This window comes from Pseudomonas sp. MPB23 (genome assembly GCF_046605395.1).
Classification (GTDB): domain Bacteria; phylum Pseudomonadota; class Gammaproteobacteria; order Pseudomonadales; family Pseudomonadaceae; genus Aquipseudomonas.
Genome location: NZ_CP176771.1, coordinates 16,371 through 32,180, shown reverse-complemented (window position 1 = coordinate 32,180; position 15,810 = coordinate 16,371). Strand labels below are relative to the sequence as shown.

Below are 15,810 nucleotides of genomic sequence, written 5' to 3'. Positions count from 1 at the left end.
TTGCTGCTTCCGATGAGCAGTAAGCGTCCGAGCTACACCGCCTTGCAACTCAAACCTTAATCCGTTTAAACCGCTGGTTCACGCGCTCGCACTCAAATGTCACCGGATCAAAAACATCGCCATGCCATTCAACCATGGCGTCATGCTCTGGATGATCGGGGTTGCCCATCGCCTCCAGAAACTCCTCGTAACCAGGCCCGCCACCCACGTCTTCCGGTGGGCAAGCATTGGCGCCGTCGATGCAGTACGGCACCTGAAGACAGGCAACAGCGGGTAGCGTTTTTTCGACCTTGATACTGTGATGCCAGCTGTCACCAAAGTCGTAGAGATAATTGAATGTCCGCTTTCCGTTCAGCGCCTTGATCAGCGTTTTACGGGCTTCCGGGTTCACCGTCGGCCCCCAACCATCAGGGTCGGGCATGCCGTAATTCTCACCAGCAATTTCAAACTCATGCAGATGGCTATCACTCCAGCCCATCACGACCTGGATGACATGGTGCAGCTTGCCCAAGGTGATGTTTTCAGGCACTGCGAACCGACGCCAAATCTTCGGAGTGATCCACTTCAGCTCGATGTGCAGCAGTAACAGGTCGGGGGCGGGTTTGGGTAAACGGACAGTTTTAACCATGGATCAGGCGGCCTCGCAGTGTTCAGTGTGATTCAAAGAAATGTTCCAAGGCAGCAACTCGCTCACCCGATTGATCGGGTGTTCGGCAATGTGCTCAAGTACGTAGGCCAGATAGGCCTGTGGGTTTAACCCGTTTAGCTTGGCAGTACCCACCAGGCTGTAAATCGCAGCGGCTCGTTCTCCGCCGGCATCGGAACCGGCAAACAGGTAGTTTTTGCGGCCCAGCGCGACGGCGCGTAGCGCCCGTTCGGCGGCGTTGTTGTCGATTTCGATTCGGCCATCATTGCAGTAGCGCGTTAAGGCCTGCCACCGGTTGAGGGCATAGAGGATTGCACCGCCCAATGCCGACTTTTTCGACAGTTGAGTCAGCGTCTGATTAAGCCATGCGTGCAGGTGCTCCAGCAGCGGACTGGCCCGACTTTGCCGAACCGTTTTTCGCAGGTTGGGCGGCTGCCCTCGGATCTCGCTTTCGATGGCATACAGGGCTGCAATCCGTTGCAGCGCCTCGGCGGCAAGGGGTGAAGCCAAGTCTTTGTAGACATCGTAAAACTTGCGCCGGGCGTGAGCCCAGCATGCAGCTTCCTCAATAGTGCTCGTCGCATACAGCTGAGCAAAACCGGCGTAGCCGTCAGCCTGCAAGATCCCGCTAAAGCCCTTGAGATGAGCGCGCGGATGTTGCCCCTTGCGATCCGGCGAGTAGGCAAACCAGACCGCCGCCGGTGTCGAGTCACCCGCAGGTCGGTCGTCCCGCACGTGTGTCCACAGGCGAGCCGTTTTGGTCTTGCCGTTGCCCGGCGCGAGCACGCCAATCGGCGTGTCGTCTGCATGGACTTTGTGACCGCTCATGACGTGGTGCTCAAGGGCGTTGATCAGCGGCCTGAGCAACTGACTGCTCTGGCCCACCCAGTCGGCCAGGGTTGAGCGCTCCAGTTCCACGCCCTCACGGGCGTAGATCTCGGACTGCCGATACAACGGCAAATGATCAACAAACTTGGAGACCAGCACATGGGCCAACAACCCCGGGCCTGCAAGGCCTCGGGCTATTGGTCGACTCGGCGCCGGCACCTGGGCGATGTGCTCGCAGCAGCGGCAGACCCACTTGGGGCGAACATGGCGGATCACTTTGAAACGTGCCGGAACATACTCCAGCACTTCGGACACATCCTCACCCAAATAGCGAAGCTTCCCACCGCAGCCCGTGCATTGCGACTCGGGCTGATGCACCTGAGTTTCGCGAGGCAGGTGTTCGGGCAATGGTTTGCGGCGCGAAACTGCGCGAGGTGCCGGTTCGACTGGCGGTGTCATTTCGGCTTGGCTGACTTGCAGCTCTTCAAGGCTCAACTGGAGTTGATCGATCATCGCGTCCAGTTGCTCGGAGCTGCGACCGAACTGCGTACGACGCAGCTTGGCGATCATCATTTTCAAGCGCTCAATCTCTGCCCGCTGGGCAGAGACCAGAGTCTTCAAGGCTTGAAGATCGTTCGGCAGGGAGTCGGTCACGAGAGTCATGACCGCATGTTACTGGGGATTTTTTCAGCGCGGCAAGTCAGACCGCGAGAACAGGCGCTGTACGAATTGGCCTGCGCCAATCAATGCCTTCCAACAGCATCGATAACTGCGCAGGCGTCAGCGACACGCTGCCGCTGGTTGCTTGCGGCAAGACGAAGCGCCCTTGTTCCAACCGTTTGCAAAACAGACACAAGCCGTCGCCATCCCACCACAACAGCTTGATCCGGTCACCGCGCCGTCCGCGAAAGGCAAATATCTGACCGGAAAACGGGTCGGCTTCCAACTGTGTCTGCACCAGTGCCGCTAAACCATCGAAGCCACGGCGCATATCCGTGACGCCGGCGGCGATCCAGATACGGGTTCCAGCGGGCGGGGCAATCATCGCAGCAACTGCTGCAAGACGAATTGCAGCGTCTGCGGATCGGGTGCGTATTCCACGCGCATTTGGACACCCATTCCACGAACACTTGGACAGCGATTCCACGCTGACTTGGACACTCATTCCACGGCCACTTGGACAGTGATTTCTCACTAATCCGACCCACGCTCAAATGGTATCCACTATCTTGGCTAATTTTGAGGGCTGTCAGGAGAGGGTGCTGGCCGGACGGTTACGATGAGCAACCTTCAAGCCTAGGCGAGCGGCAAAAATAAAAAGTCAGTGTCTGATCTCACACGCTTGCTGATGTTTGAGCGCTATCAAATCAAAAGAAAACACACCATCACGGTCAATAACTGTAGAGACCGATGAAGGCAGATCAAAGGTTTGCTGACTAACCCGGGCTCGCGGAAAAAGCCTCTCATTCTCGCTGCCAATCATTGGGGGGGGGGCGCACGTCTGCGTGACTAGGCACCTCCATGGGTTGAAGTCCAGGTCTACCGCGCTGTCGGAATTGAGTTCAGATGTATGCCCTCCAGCAATTGGATACTGCGGCGTTCGCGAGGACGGTGGCCCAGTGTTGTTTGCAGCTCAGCGCTGTGCCTACCAGCCGTGCGATCTGCTTGGACGATAACCGCCGGTCAGTTTCTTATATAAAACAGGGATGGATCTTACAGATTTGTCTCGGTTTGGCCGAAAGCCTGACAAGCCATGCACTGAAATGGAGCGATTCGAGAGTCCGCATATGCGGTTACATGGAATGTTCCGCCCAGCACGCTCACTTCCCCTTTGGCAAAAAGAAGACGATGAAATGAATTTCAAGTTCAGTCATAAAATTTTGTTGGCTGCGTCAGGCGTCGTAGTTCTAGCCTTTGCGTTATTTACCCTCTACAACGACTATCTGCAGCGCAGCACGATCAAGCAGAACCTGGAGTCGTCCATCCAGCAATCCGGTGAACTCACCGCCAGTAGCGTGCAGAACTGGCTCAGTGGTCGAATCCTCGTGCTCGAAAGCCTTACGCAAAACATTGCCCATCAGGGCAGCGGTGCGGATCTCCGAGGATTGGTCGATCAACCGGCGCTGACCTCGAACTTCCAGTTCACCTACGTTGGGCAAACCAACGGTGTGTTCACCCAACGCCCAGACGCGAAAATGCCTGACGGCTACGACCCTCGGCAGCGCCCCTGGTACAAGCAAGCGGTGGCCGCAGACAAACCCATGCTCACACCGCCCTACATGGCCGCAGTGGGCGGGCAGATCGTGACCATTGCTATGCCGGTGAAAAAGAACGGTGAGTTACTCGGTGTGGTGGGTGGAGACCTGAGCCTGCAGACCCTGGTGAAGATCATCAACTCAGTGGACTTTGGCGGCATCGGCCATGCGTTTCTGGTCAGCGGCGACGGCCAGGTCATCGTCAGTCCAGATCAGGACCATGTGATGAAAAACCTCAAGGACATCTACCCAGGCACCAGTGTCCGTATCGAGAAGGTCAACCAGGATGTGGTCCTCAATGGTCAGGCGCGCATTCTGTCGTTCACCCCTATCAGCGGTTTGCCAGGTGCGGATTGGTATATAGGGCTGTCGATCGACAAAGACAAAGCTTACGCCCCATTGGGTAAATTCCGGACTTCTGCGTTGATTGCCATGCTGATCGCGGTGGTTGCGATTGCCGTGCTTTTGAGTTTGCTGATTCAAGTGTTGTTGCGCCCCCTGACCGCCATGGGCGTTGCCATGCAGGATATCGCCCAAGGCGAAGGCGACCTTACCCGTCGCCTGGCTGTCACCAGCAAGGATGAGTTCGGCGAAGTCGGCAGTGCATTCAATCAGTTCGTAGAGCGCATCCACGCGTCGATTTGCGAAGTGTCTTCGGCAACGCGCCAGGTGCACGACCTTTCCCAACGAGTGATGGTCTCCTCGAACGCCTCGATCATCGGTTCCGACGAGCAAAGCGCGCGAACCAATAGCGTAGCCGCAGCGATCAATGAACTGGGGGCCGCTACCCAGGAAATTGCGCGTAACGCCGCCGATGCTTCACAGCATGCCAGTGGCGCCAGCGAACAGGCCGACGATGGACGCAAAGTGGTGGAGCAGACCATCCTGGCAATGTCGGCACTGTCGCAGAAGATCAGCCTGTCCTGCGCGCAAATCGAGACGCTGAACGCCAGCACCGACAACATTGGCCATATCCTTGATGTGATCAAAGGCATCTCTCAGCAAACCAACTTGCTTGCGCTCAATGCCGCGATCGAGGCGGCGCGTGCAGGAGAGGCTGGCCGAGGTTTTGCCGTGGTCGCCGATGAGGTGCGCAACTTGGCTCACCGCACGCAGGAGTCGGCTGAAGAGATCCACAAAATGATCACTTCGCTGCAGGTGGGTTCCCGCGAAGCGGTGACGACCATGAATGCCAGCCAGGTCTCCAGCGAAGAAAGCGTAGAGGTAGCCAATCAGGCCGGTGAGCGGTTGGTCAGTGTGACGCAGCGGATCGTTGAGATCGATGGCATGAATCAGTCCGTCGCCGCTGCTACCGAGGAGCAGACCGCCGTGGTGGAAACCCTCAACGTGGACATCAACCAGATCAACCTGCTGAACCAGCAGGGCGTGGCCAACCTCAATGAAACCCTACAGGACTGTGATGCACTGTCGCAGCAGGCCAATCGGTTGAAGCAACTGGTCGACAGCTTCAAGATCTGACCCGCTGATTGGCCGGGTAGAAGCGAAACGCTTCGGCCCGGTGGCTTAGCCAAGCAATCGGCGCACGTTGTCCAGGGCGCTGTTGGCGAAGCCTTGCACAAATTGTTCAAACCCCACCTGTGCCGTGTCTACGGGCTCGGCAATAATGGTCCAGGTTACCCTGGAACATTCATCGCCCAATGCGTCCACACTGATTGCCGCCCATAACCTGGCCACACCCAGGGTGTTGTAGATCGTGGTCCAAGTCATGTGCATGGCATGCTCGTCTCGACTGTTGAGTTGCTCCACCACATGGTTGCCGTCGCGGAAGACTTTCGTGCGCAAAGCGCCTACACCGTTGCCGATCGTTTCGATATGGGACAAGGCCGGAATGAACACATCGAAGCCTGCAAACTGCCCCACCATGTTCCACAGGCGGCGGGCATGACAGTTGACCAGGACAGAGGCCACTATCGGCACGCCGTTCGGGTTGCGGATTAACGTATCGGGTTGCAGCGGTTTCATGAGGTTGTCCTGAGGGGTCAAAGGAAGCCGATGGCCTTGAGGTATTTGTAGCCTTTGCTTAACAGCGCCGCGTCTTTTTCTGGGTATTGTTCCCCCATTTGTCGAACACCTTGTCGCGCGTGGTCATGGCGAATCATTGAGGTATCGCCGATGTCTTCATCCAAACGATCGAGGTAAAAACCCAGTACACCAAAGAGTGCGTTGTCTTCATTCACTGTTCGCAGCGCCTGTTGCCATTGGGTAACGCTCACGCGCTCGAATGCGTGACCTGCCTCGCTGAAGGCATCCAAGTAGCGCTCCCAACTCAGGGGCTGTGGGTTATGCAGGTTGAATACGTTTCTATCGGCGTGAAAGCGGTGGCAGTGGAACGCGATGAAGCGAGCCAGGAAGTCCACCGGCATCAGGTCAAAGTTCAGATCCAGGCGAGGAAGCAGGCCCAACTGCAGCGAACCTTTGAGCATCAGCATCAGGCGATTTTTCTGCGGCCGGCAGACCCCATTGCGGCTGTTGAAGCTGATGTTCCCGGGACGATGGATATTCACCCAGGCACCTTGGCTCACGGCACGTCCCAATTGCCGCTCGGCGACCCATTTGGACAGGTTGTAGCCATTCTTGATATACAGCGGCAACGTGGCCGCGGCGGGTGCTTCCAGCACATTTCCCTGCGCGTCGATACTGCTGGAAGCCGACAGTGTCGAGATAAAATTCAGCACTTTCTTGCGGCGCGCCTCACACAAGCGCAGGCATTCGAATATCGGGTCGACGTTGTCCTTGGTCAGCGAGGCGTAGTCCATGACATGGTTGACTCGCGCCGCGTTGTGCACCAGCACACCGAAACCCTCCGCGAGGGCGTCATACACGTCGGCGGTTAAACCTAATCGTGGCAGGCTGATGTCCGCCGCAAAGACCCGTATCCGGCTCAGGTCCAGGTGTTCCAGGTGGTATTCGCGTAACGCCTGAGCAAACCGCTCGGTTGCCGAGTGCTCCGGCTCCTCTCGCACCAGGCAGGCTATCTCGGTTGCACCACCGGCCAGTAACGCTTCGACGATATGGACACCGACGAAGCTGTTGGCGCCCGTCACGATGACTTTATGCGGATCGCCCGTGAGCTCCTCTGGCAGGGTGTCGATCGCCCACTGCCGTTGCGCATCCCGAACCGCGTGGCCAGAGGACGCGTCGGGTCGCTCACCTTCTTCCACCAGCATCGCGAGTGTGCGAATCGTCGGTACTTCAATGAAGTGGCTCAATGTGAAGCTACGTCCAAATTGCTCGCGGACGCGCAGTAACAGCGTCGACAGCAAAATCGAGTGACCACCGAGGTCGAAGAAGCCGTCGTCGATAGAGAGTTCACCCGCAGGCAACCCCAACAGCTCGCCCCACAGGCTGGCCAGTTGAACTTGAAGTGGGGTATGTGCGGCGCTGCGGGAGGACTGCAATAGGGGGAGGGCCGGTAATTCCAGCAAGGTCTCGCGGTCGACCTTGCCGTTGCTGGAGTGCGGCATGCGTGGCAATTCGTTCAGGAAGTCGGGCTGCATATGACCCGGCAACCACTGCCGGGCATGCTGCTGCAGTGCCGCCAGCGTGGCGCCCGGTTCGGGCTGGGCGACGAAGCCTCGGATGCTGCTGTCATGGTCGATAACCACCGCTACCTGGCGATAGAGCCGGCTGTCGCGCAGGCATTGTTCAATTTCCTGGGGTTCGACCCGAAAGCCGCGAATCTTCACTTGGTCGTCCAGTCGCCCGCCCAGCACGATGCCTTCAGCCGTCCACTTGGCCAGGTCACCGCTGCGGTAGGCGCGCAGGGTCTGGCCGCCAGGCACGACCAGATCCACGAACGCGCTGATGGCCTGTTGCGATGGGTTCACATACCCCAGACTCACTCCTGGGCCGATGATGTACACCTCGCCGATGACCTGTTCATCCACCGGTTGCAGGTCGTCATCGAGGATCAACACCTGGCTGTTGGCAATGGGCTGGCCAAGGTTGCGGTTACTGTCACCTGGCTGCAACCTCCGGTGGGTGACCAGCACCGTGGCCTCCGTTGGGCCATAGAGATTGTGAAACTGACATTGCCCCGCCAGCCGTTCGATCACATGGGGCTCGCAGACTTCGCCCCCCGTCAGCAGATGCGTCAGCCCCAGCGGTTGATCGGGTGGCAGGGTGCTCAGCAACGCGGGGGGCAGAAAGGCGTGGGTGACACGTTGCCGGCGCAGCAGCTCCAGCAACTGGTAAGGATCACGTCGCTGCTCTTCACTGGGGACGATCAGTTCGGCGCCTGCTATCAGGGCGGGGAAGATATCGATCAGCGACGAGTCGAAGCTCAGCGACGAAAACTGCAGCACGCGGCTCTGCTCTTCCAGGCTCAGGCAGGCGCGGCACCAGGCGGTGAAATGCGCCAGGTTGGCCTGGCTGAGCAATACGCCTTTGGGTTGGCCGGTGGTGCCCGATGTAAAGAGCGTCATGCAGGGCGCATCGGCGCGGGGACGATATGGCATCAATGGGCGTGTGAGGTCGGCGCCATCAGGGTCGACTGTGCTGACATCCAGTGCGATGAAATGCCCTCGCAGTGGATGCTGACCGGCGTCCAGCAATACGCGGGCACCTGCGCTGTCGAGCATGAGCCGATGGCGTTGAGGCGGATGATCGGACCCTAGCGGCAGGTACACCGCCCCACAGGCCAGCACCGCCAGCATGCAGGCGTATAGCTCGATGGATTTTTCCAGGTACACACCAACCACTGTGGGTGCCTCGAAAGCCACCAGCAAGGGGTGCAATCGTTGTTGGATGGCCAGTGCCTGGACATGCAACTGCCGGTAGGTCACGGGCTTGCCTGCGATGTTCAACGCGGGTCGTTCGGCGAAGGTGTGAAGGCTGGCCTGTAACCGCTCGATCACCGGCACCTGGGCTTGCTGCAGCGCTGCGGGATCTGCGGTGCGATTGAACCGATGCAGATACGCCAGCGCCTCAAGCCCTTGCAAACCTTGCTCGGGCCAGTCATTGCCTACCGCGCTTGACGAGAAATACCCAGGGTCCCGCGAGAAAGCGCTGACGTGCAGCACAACCCACTCGACCAGCGCACGGGCCACCTGCTGGCGCAGCCGCTGGCCGTTGCCGCTGGGCTCATCGGCGATATCCAGTACGGCCAATAATCGCCTGTCGCGGGCGTAGGCACGCAGTTGCAGTGTTGGTAGCCCGTGCTGGGCGCACGGTCCGAAACCCACGCGCAGGCTTAGCCATGGGACGTGGTCAGCGTGGGCCGGCAGCGCCTCACTCCCGTCCTCAACCAGCAGGTCGAGGGCCGCGTCACCCGAGAGATGCCCGTATTGTTCCAGCATCTGCCTGATGTCTGCCAGGACGTTGCTGGTGCCGCTCCATCCGATCTTCAGGCACCTCATGCCGGCCTCCCGGACACGGGCAAGTAGTTGTCCAGCGCCTGTGTCACGCTGGGCGTTTGCAGTAAGCCACTATGTTGCAGGAACCCCATGATGTTGCCCATCAACGGATGCTGGCGGGTGATGGGGAACGCCAGCGCCACGACTTCATCACGCAATGCGGCGCGCACGCTGGCGGTGACGTCGAGGTGTTCGATCAAATGCAGATCGAAGTTTTTCTGCAGGTCGTTGGTCAGGTAATGCGCCAGGAAAGTGGGTAGCACTTGAGCGATGCTGTCGCGGTCATCGGCGCTCGCCGCCTGCCAATACAGGCGTACCAGTCGCGTCCAGAATTGGGCGTGGCGACCTTCATCGAACAGGTGGTCGGCCATCAAGCCCCGGATGGAGGCTTTGACACTGGTGTCCTTGGCAAACGCGGCCACGTCGTGGGTCAGGGTGTTTTCGGCAATGGCGACGCCAATCAGCGCCACCGCATCGCGCAGGTGAGCAGGTGCCTGAGCCTGTGCGGCCGGCAGTGCGCGGTTCAGTTCGATTTGCTCGGGCAGGTCCAGTGGCTGGATGCCGGTCATGGCCACGGTTTGTTGCAGGAAGTCCAGCGCGACCAGGGCGTGGTAGTCCTCGTCCACCACGACGGTCATCGCGTCATAGCGGCAGACCAGGGGAAAGGGCACCGAGAAGCGATCCTTGGCAATGCTGCGCGCCGTCTTGTCGACGATGTCGGTTTCGAAAATCACCACGTCGTTGATGAATTTGTAGAAGCTTTGCAGCAGCACGAAGTCGCGCCATTGCGGGCACTGTTCAACAAAGGTCGCACTCAGCACCAGGGGCTGGCGGCACAGCGGGTAGATCAATTTGTCATCGTTTTCCAGCACGCGGCGAGGGCGTGTACGGATGGTGGCGCGGCGTTCCCATTCGTCGGCGATGGAGAGGTAGTCGGCAATGTTCATGGGTGCACCTCTTGCAGCGAGACCTGCACCTCGTCCCAGAACGTGATACGGCTCTGCACGGCGGCGAGGGCGGTGTCCCCGGCCTGTTGCGGATAAGCCGGATCGGCGCTGACCAGGCGCTCGAGCAACTGCTGCGCCGCCGGTCCATGATCCTGGGCGTCCAGTTCGATGTGGCGTTTGAGGTAGTCGTACAGGGTCGGGGCCTGGCGTTGGATGAAATCATCCGCTTGCAGCAAGCGCTCGAACAGGGCGGGGATGACATGCTCGCGGCCATGAAGAAAGGCTGCCGCTACACAGTGAGTGGGCGCGTTCGACGCCATGCGCAATGTGGCGCTGACGAAGCGGGCCACGCCAGGCGGTGGGTCAACCTCGCGCAAGGCCGTGTTCGCCTCCAGCCCCTGGCGTAGCAGCGCAACGAAACGGTTGATCGCCGAAGTGCTGGCGCCGACTTCGGTCATGGCTTCCAGGTACAGCTCGAAGTGGCTGCAATGACCCTGTCGGGGGTGAATGTCGGATTCTTCGCCCAGCACGATCTCGTTGATCAGGCGGGCGGCGTGTGCGTCGGCAGGTGGCAGCCAGGGCAGGTGAATACAGGTCAGGTCCCGTTGCAGTCGCTTGGTGAGGGTCATGAAGTCCCAAACAGCGAATACATGGCTTTCCATAAAAAGTTGTAACTTATGAAGTGAAGTTATTTCGGAAAATAACGGATGGCTGCATAACTGCAGTTTTTTTTGTTCAAGTAACGGTTGATGCATAGTTGATGCCTATAAGTTGTTGCGTCTGCTGTAAACAGCGATGGGCTTTTGTGGTCGGCAAAAAGATAAGCAGGCGTAAACCGGACAGGATGCGCAAGGCCCGATGTGAGCGGGCTGCGGCTGAGTGAGGAGTCTGGTTTAGTAATAAAAGATGATAGTCGGGTTAAACAAGTTGGCGAGCATATAAATGTGTTAGATGTTTTTCCAAATAATAGTGCTGTCAGTAAGTTGTTCTATCAGAAGTGGGAAGTTTCTTCGGCGCGGGTCCCTGCCATAGAGGGAGGGACCCGCAGCGCTTGAGGGACAAGGGCGGGTGAAAATGCCTTGCGGAGTTACTGGCCGTCGACGTCCAGACGATTGAGGTAAGTCGTGATCACCTCCATCCCGCGCATCAAGTGATTTCGCAGTGTGAGGATGCTTTCACCGACTTTCTTCTGCGCCACCAATTGCAGCAATTCACGGTGGTCTTCCTGGGACGTTTCGCCGAGCCCCATGGCCTCAAGGTTGAATCGCAAGAATCGTTCTTCCTCATTCAACCCGTGCTCCACCAACTTGAGCAGTCGCTGGTTGGGGGCCTTGCCATAGAGGGTCATGTGAAACAGGCGATTGAGTCGACCAATCTCGGTGTAGTCCTTTTCTTGCTCCAATGCGCAGATAAGCGCGTCTGCCTCGGCGATATCGGCTTGGGTGAGCAAGGGTATCGACATGCGCAGGGCTTCAGACTCCAGCAACATACGCAGCTCATAGGTTTCGGCCGAGTTATCCTCGATCAATGGGGCAACCACAGCGCCTTTGTGCGTCACCACATGCAGCAGTGACTGGGCTTCCAGCTGGCGCAGGGCTTCACGCACGGGCATGCGACTGACCCCGAACAGGCTGGCCAGCTCCTGTTGGCGCATGGCTGTGCCGCAGGGCAATCGTCCATCGAGGATGGCGTTTCGCAAGGTTTCTTCAATTACGGAGCGAGCGAGATGGGCCGGAATAGGGCCGCTGATCTTGATGCTGTTCAAAGGGTTCGGCTTCTGCGTCACGGTTACGCTTTCCTCCTTTTTAGAATGTTGGCTAATTGGATCCAAAGCACACTAGAGACTGCTCATAAGCTTGTCAAACGGGCACGGTTTCGGCTTGTAAGCGCTTCAACACCGTGCTCCGAGCGCCCACAGCCAGGCTTTAGGGCGTCTTACATGCAGGTTCAACAGGTTTTCCCCCGGACGGTACATTCCCGCATATAGATATTCTCTAACGGTATTTAAAATGCTGTTCTTATATCTATAAAGTCACTCTCCTGTCTGACCGGGAGTGACCTCATGTCCGCCACCTCTACTGTTCCAACAGCGAATCCTACTGCCCAAGCATTCGAGATCCGCCCACTGCCCGGCAGCGTGGGCGCCGAGATCATTGGTCTGGATTTATCGCGTGGGGTCAACGACCAGGATTTCGTACGCATTCACCGTGCGCACCTGGACCATCACGTTGTCGTGTTCCGCGATCAGCGCATCACGCCCGAACAACAGATCGCCTTCAGCCGTCGCTTCGGTGTGCTGCAGATCCACGTGCTCAAGCAGTTCTTGTTGGCCAACCACCCGGAAATCCTGATCGTTTCCAACGTCATCGAAAATGGCCAGTCCATCGGCCTGGGGGATGCGGGCAAATTCTGGCATTCGGACCTTTCCTATAAAGAGCTGCCGAGCCTTGGCTCGATGCTGCATGCCCAGGAACTGCCCTCCGAAGGCGGCGACACATTGTTCGCCGACATGCACAAAGCCTGGGACCAGTTGCCCGAGCACTTGCGCAACGCCGTCGATGGCCGCCACGCCGCGCATTCCTACACCGCGCGCTACAGCGAAACCAAATTCGAAGGCAACTGGCGCCCGACGCTGACGCCAGAGCAACTGGCCCAAGTGGCAGAAGTGGTGCATCCCATCGTGCGCACTCACCCGGAGAATGGCCGCAAGGCGCTGTTCGTCAGCGAAGGCTTCACCACTCGCATCGTCGGTTTGCCGGAAGACGAAAGCCGCGACCTGCTGGCCCAGCTCTACGCCCACAGCGTGTTGCCGGAAAACACCTACCGCCACCAATGGCAGCCCCACGACCTGGTGTTCTGGGACAACCGCTCGCTGATCCACCTGGCCGCCGGTTGCCCGAGCCATCTGCGCCGCAAGCTGTACCGCACCACCATCCAGGGCGACGCGCCTTTCTGATTCGGAGCATGACCATGTCCAGGAACATTCCATTCGCACGGCTGGCCGCCACCCTTGGCCTGGGCGTCAGCCTGCTGGCCGGCAGCCTGGTTGCCCCGGCGGCCGCGCAGGCCGAAGGCGAGATCCGCATTGCCGAGCAGTTCGGCATCGTCTACCTGTTGCTGAACGTGGTACGCGACCAGCATCTGATCGAGAAATACGGCCAGCAGGAAGGCCTCGACATCAAGGTCGACTGGACCCAACTGTCCGGCGGCGCGGCGGTCAACGATGCGTTGCTTTCCGGCTCCATCGACATCGCCGGTGCCGGCGTCGGCCCGCTGCTGACCATCTGGGATCGCACCCACGGCAAGCAGAACGTCAAGGCGGTGGCATCCCTGGGTAACTTCCCGTACTACCTGGTGAGCAACAATCCCAAGGTCAAGACCATCGCCGATTTCACCGATAAGGACCGCATCGCCGTACCGGCGGTGGGTGTGTCGGTGCAATCGCGCTTCCTGCAATACGCTGCCGCCAAGCAGTGGGGTGACAAGGAGTTCAATCGCCTCGACAAGTACACCGTTGCCGTGCCACACCCGGATGCCACCGCGGCATTGATCGCCGGCGGCACCGAATTGACCGGGCACTTTTCCAACCCGCCATTCCAGGACCAGGCCCTGGCCAATCCTAATGTGCACGTCGTGCTCAACACCTATGACCTGCTCGGCCCGAACTCGCCGACGGTGCTGTTTGCCACCGAAAAATTCCGCAACGACAACCCGAAAACCTACAAGGCATTTGTGGACGCGTTGACCGAAGCTGCACAGTTCGCCCAGAACGACAAAGGCGCCGCGGCCGACACTTACATCCGCGTGACCAAGGCCAAGATCGACCGCGCCGAGTTGCTGAAAATCATCGACAACCCGCAATTCGAGTTCAGCGTCACGCCGAAAAACACCTACCCGCTGGCGGAATTCCTCTACCGCGTCGGCGCCATCAAAAACAAGCCTGAATCGTGGAAGGACTACTTCTTCCAAGACGCCAAGCCCCTGCAAGGAAGTTGAGATGAACGCGCCCTTGCAAGGCCACACGGCCAGCAACCCGCACACCACCGCCCCATTGCTGGCGGTGGATAACGTCAGCCTGGAATACCGCACCCCCGAGCGCGTGGTGCGGGCCACGCACCAGGTCAGTTTCGAGATCGACCCCGCCGATCGCTACGTATTGCTCGGCCCTTCGGGTTGTGGCAAGTCCACCTTGCTCAAGTCTATCGCCGGGTTTATCAAGCCTTGCGAGGGCGAGATCCGCCTGCTGGGGCAAAAGGTCGAACAGCCGGGCCCGGACCGCATTGTGGTGTTCCAGGAATTCGACCAGTTACCGCCGTGGAAAACCGTCAAACAGAACGTGATGTTTGCGCTGCTGGCGTCGAAAACCCTGCCGCGTCGCGAAGCCGAACAGCGAGCGCTGCACTACCTCGACAAAGTCGGCCTCAGCGCCTTTGCCGATGCTTACCCGCACACCCTGTCCGGCGGCATGAAAGCCCGCGTAGCGATCGCCCGCGCCCTGGCCATGCAGCCTAAAATCCTGCTGATGGACGAACCCTTCGCCGCCCTCGATGCCCTGACCCGGCGCAAGATGCAGGAAGAATTGCTGCTGCTCTGGGAAGAGGTGCGGTTCACCTTGCTGTTCGTCACCCACTCCATCGAAGAAGCGCTGGTGGTGGGCAATCGCATCCTGTTGCTGTCGCCCCATCCCGGGCGCGTGCGCGCGGAAATCCACAGCCATCAATACGACCTGCACAGCCTCGGTGGCGTGGCGTTCCAGGCGTCGGCGCGGCGGATTCATCGCCTGCTGTTCGACGAAGCGCCTGAAGCCGAACGTGAGTTGGGCTTCGCCGATATCCGCATCGCTTACTAAGGCGTTACTTTTTTCAGGAGCGTCCATGCGCCAGGAATATGAAATCACCCTCGAACCGTTGCTCAGCGTCCCTGTGGAACGCGAACTGCCGCTGCGCCAACGCCTGTGGCAACAAGGCTGGCTGCGCAAAGGCCTGATCCTGATCGTGCTCGCGATCCTCTGGGAAGCCGTTGCGCGCTACCAGAACAATGACCTGCTGCTACCGAGTTTCCTGCAGACCTTTCACGCGCTGTACGAAGGCCTGCTGAGTGGCGAATTGCTCAGCAAAGTCAGCATCTCGCTGGTGGTGCTGATCAAGGGCTATCTGATCGGCATCGTGCTGGCGTTTGCCTTGACCACGCTGGCGGTCTCGACGCAATTGGGCCGCGATTTGCTCAGCACACTGACCTCGATGTTCAATCCGTTGCCAGCCATTGCGCTGCTGCCGTTGGCGCTGCTGTGGTTTGGCCTGGGCCAGAACAGTTTGATTTTCGTGCTGGTGCATTCGGTGCTGTGGGCGCTGGCGCTCAACACCTATTCGGGGTTCCTCGGCGTGTCCGAAACCCTGCGCATGGCCGGTCGCAACTACGGCCTCAAGGGCATGCGCTTCGTGCTGTTCATCCTGATCCCGGCGGCACTGCCGTCGATCCTGGCGGGCCTGAAAATCGGCTGGGCATTTGCCTGGCGCACGCTGATCGCCGCCGAGCTGGTGTTCGGCGCCACCAGCGGCAAGGGCGGCCTGGGCTGGTACATCTTCCAGAACCGCAATGAGCTGTACACCGACAAAGTATTCGCCGGGCTGGCGGTGGTGATCCTGATCGGCCTGTTGGTGGAAAACCTGGTGTTCGACACCTTCGAGCGGCTGACGGTGAAGCGTTGGGGCATGCAGCGCTGATCCACAAGGGCAGCGCTGACAATCAATCAGGTGACC

13 protein-coding genes are annotated in these 15,810 nt (G+C 59.1%); 5 read left to right on the top strand and 8 right to left on the bottom strand.

Annotated features, from left to right (window positions below):
* Positions 1-49: 49 nt before the first annotated feature.
* The 3 genes from ACLH0J_RS00130 to tnpB are packed head-to-tail and all read right to left on the bottom strand — an operon-like array spanning position 50 to position 2,519.
* Positions 50-628, bottom strand: coding sequence for a plasmid pRiA4b ORF-3 family protein (locus ACLH0J_RS00130; RefSeq protein WP_411390403.1), 579 nt, complete (start codon positions 626-628; stop codon positions 50-52).
* Between the two features lie 3 nt (positions 629-631).
* The gene (gene tnpC, locus ACLH0J_RS00125) at positions 632-2,137 is read right to left on the bottom strand and encodes an IS66 family transposase (protein WP_411390402.1); all 1,506 of its coding nucleotides are present in this window, start codon (positions 2,135-2,137) and stop codon (positions 632-634) included.
* A 37-nt stretch (positions 2,138-2,174) separates the two neighbouring features.
* Positions 2,175-2,519 (bottom strand): IS66 family insertion sequence element accessory protein TnpB, encoded by a 345-nt coding sequence (gene tnpB / locus ACLH0J_RS00120; protein WP_411390401.1) that lies wholly within the window; start codon positions 2,517-2,519, stop codon positions 2,175-2,177.
* An 808-nt stretch (positions 2,520-3,327) separates the two neighbouring features.
* On the opposite strand from tnpB, the gene ACLH0J_RS00115 reads away from it, so the two are divergent.
* Positions 3,328-5,208: a methyl-accepting chemotaxis protein gene (locus ACLH0J_RS00115; RefSeq protein WP_411390400.1), complete on the top strand. Its 1,881-nt coding sequence runs from the start codon at positions 3,328-3,330 to the stop codon at positions 5,206-5,208.
* Positions 5,209-5,253: 45 nt separating this feature from the next.
* Here ACLH0J_RS00115 and ACLH0J_RS00110 read toward each other — a convergent pair whose 3' ends face one another.
* The 5 genes from ACLH0J_RS00110 to ACLH0J_RS00090 all read right to left on the bottom strand — a co-directional run bounded on the left by ACLH0J_RS00110 (position 5,254) and on the right by ACLH0J_RS00090 (position 11,837).
* A complete protein-coding gene (locus ACLH0J_RS00110; protein ID WP_411390399.1) occupies positions 5,254-5,712 on the bottom strand; it encodes an SRPBCC family protein in 459 nt (152 codons plus the stop codon).
* Between the two features lie 17 nt (positions 5,713-5,729).
* Positions 5,730-9,107 (bottom strand): amino acid adenylation domain-containing protein, encoded by a 3,378-nt coding sequence (locus tag ACLH0J_RS00105; protein WP_411390398.1) that lies wholly within the window; start codon positions 9,105-9,107, stop codon positions 5,730-5,732.
* A complete protein-coding gene (locus tag ACLH0J_RS00100; RefSeq protein ID WP_411390397.1) occupies positions 9,104-10,051 on the bottom strand; it encodes a diiron oxygenase in 948 nt (315 codons plus the stop codon). Before ACLH0J_RS00100 ends, ACLH0J_RS00105 begins: the two co-directional genes overlap by 4 nt.
* Complete coding sequence (locus ACLH0J_RS00095) at positions 10,048-10,806, bottom strand: DUF3050 domain-containing protein (RefSeq protein ID WP_411390396.1); 759 nt, start codon at positions 10,804-10,806, stop codon at positions 10,048-10,050. Before ACLH0J_RS00095 ends, ACLH0J_RS00100 begins: the two co-directional genes overlap by 4 nt.
* Before the next feature lie 332 nt (positions 10,807-11,138).
* The gene (locus tag ACLH0J_RS00090; RefSeq protein WP_411390395.1) at positions 11,139-11,837 is read right to left on the bottom strand and encodes a GntR family transcriptional regulator; all 699 of its coding nucleotides are present in this window, start codon (positions 11,835-11,837) and stop codon (positions 11,139-11,141) included.
* Between the two features lie 276 nt (positions 11,838-12,113).
* Between ACLH0J_RS00090 and ACLH0J_RS00085 the strand changes: the two genes are divergently transcribed.
* The 4 genes from ACLH0J_RS00085 to ACLH0J_RS00070 are packed head-to-tail and all read left to right on the top strand — an operon-like array spanning position 12,114 to position 15,774.
* Positions 12,114-13,007, top strand: a complete 894-nt coding sequence (locus ACLH0J_RS00085) for a TauD/TfdA dioxygenase family protein (protein ID WP_411390394.1) — start codon at positions 12,114-12,116, stop codon at positions 13,005-13,007.
* 14 nt (positions 13,008-13,021) lie between these two features.
* Positions 13,022-14,047 (top strand): ABC transporter substrate-binding protein, encoded by a 1,026-nt coding sequence (locus ACLH0J_RS00080; protein WP_411390393.1) that lies wholly within the window; start codon positions 13,022-13,024, stop codon positions 14,045-14,047.
* Position 14,048: 1 nt separating this feature from the next.
* Entirely contained in the window at positions 14,049-14,900 is an 852-nt protein-coding gene (locus ACLH0J_RS00075; protein ID WP_411390392.1) for an ABC transporter ATP-binding protein, read from the top strand.
* A 25-nt stretch (positions 14,901-14,925) separates the two neighbouring features.
* Positions 14,926-15,774 (top strand): ABC transporter permease, encoded by an 849-nt coding sequence (locus ACLH0J_RS00070; protein ID WP_411390391.1) that lies wholly within the window; start codon positions 14,926-14,928, stop codon positions 15,772-15,774.
* Positions 15,775-15,810: the final 36 nt, after the last annotated feature.

What these genes read in the sequence shown, in the direction of transcription:
- ACLH0J_RS00130 (WP_411390403.1), bottom strand. Translation starts at nt 628, where the DNA reads ATGGTTAAAACTGTCCGTTTACCCAAACCCGCCCCCGACCTGTTACTG.
- tnpC (WP_411390402.1), bottom strand. Translation starts at nt 2,137, where the DNA reads ATGACTCTCGTGACCGACTCCCTGCCGAACGATCTTCAAGCCTTGAAG.
- tnpB (WP_411390401.1), bottom strand. Translation starts at nt 2,519, where the DNA reads ATGATTGCCCCGCCCGCTGGAACCCGTATCTGGATCGCCGCCGGCGTC.
- ACLH0J_RS00115 (WP_411390400.1), top strand. Translation starts at nt 3,328, where the DNA reads ATGAATTTCAAGTTCAGTCATAAAATTTTGTTGGCTGCGTCAGGCGTC.
- ACLH0J_RS00110 (WP_411390399.1), bottom strand. Translation starts at nt 5,712, where the DNA reads ATGAAACCGCTGCAACCCGATACGTTAATCCGCAACCCGAACGGCGTG.
- ACLH0J_RS00105 (WP_411390398.1), bottom strand. Translation starts at nt 9,107, where the DNA reads ATGAGGTGCCTGAAGATCGGATGGAGCGGCACCAGCAACGTCCTGGCA.
- ACLH0J_RS00100 (WP_411390397.1), bottom strand. Translation starts at nt 10,051, where the DNA reads ATGAACATTGCCGACTACCTCTCCATCGCCGACGAATGGGAACGCCGC.
- ACLH0J_RS00095 (WP_411390396.1), bottom strand. Translation starts at nt 10,806, where the DNA reads ATGCATCAACCGTTACTTGAACAAAAAAAACTGCAGTTATGCAGCCAT.
- ACLH0J_RS00085 (WP_411390394.1), top strand. Translation starts at nt 12,114, where the DNA reads ATGTCCGCCACCTCTACTGTTCCAACAGCGAATCCTACTGCCCAAGCA.
- ACLH0J_RS00080 (WP_411390393.1), top strand. Translation starts at nt 13,022, where the DNA reads ATGTCCAGGAACATTCCATTCGCACGGCTGGCCGCCACCCTTGGCCTG.
- ACLH0J_RS00075 (WP_411390392.1), top strand. Translation starts at nt 14,049, where the DNA reads ATGAACGCGCCCTTGCAAGGCCACACGGCCAGCAACCCGCACACCACC.
- ACLH0J_RS00070 (WP_411390391.1), top strand. Translation starts at nt 14,926, where the DNA reads ATGCGCCAGGAATATGAAATCACCCTCGAACCGTTGCTCAGCGTCCCT.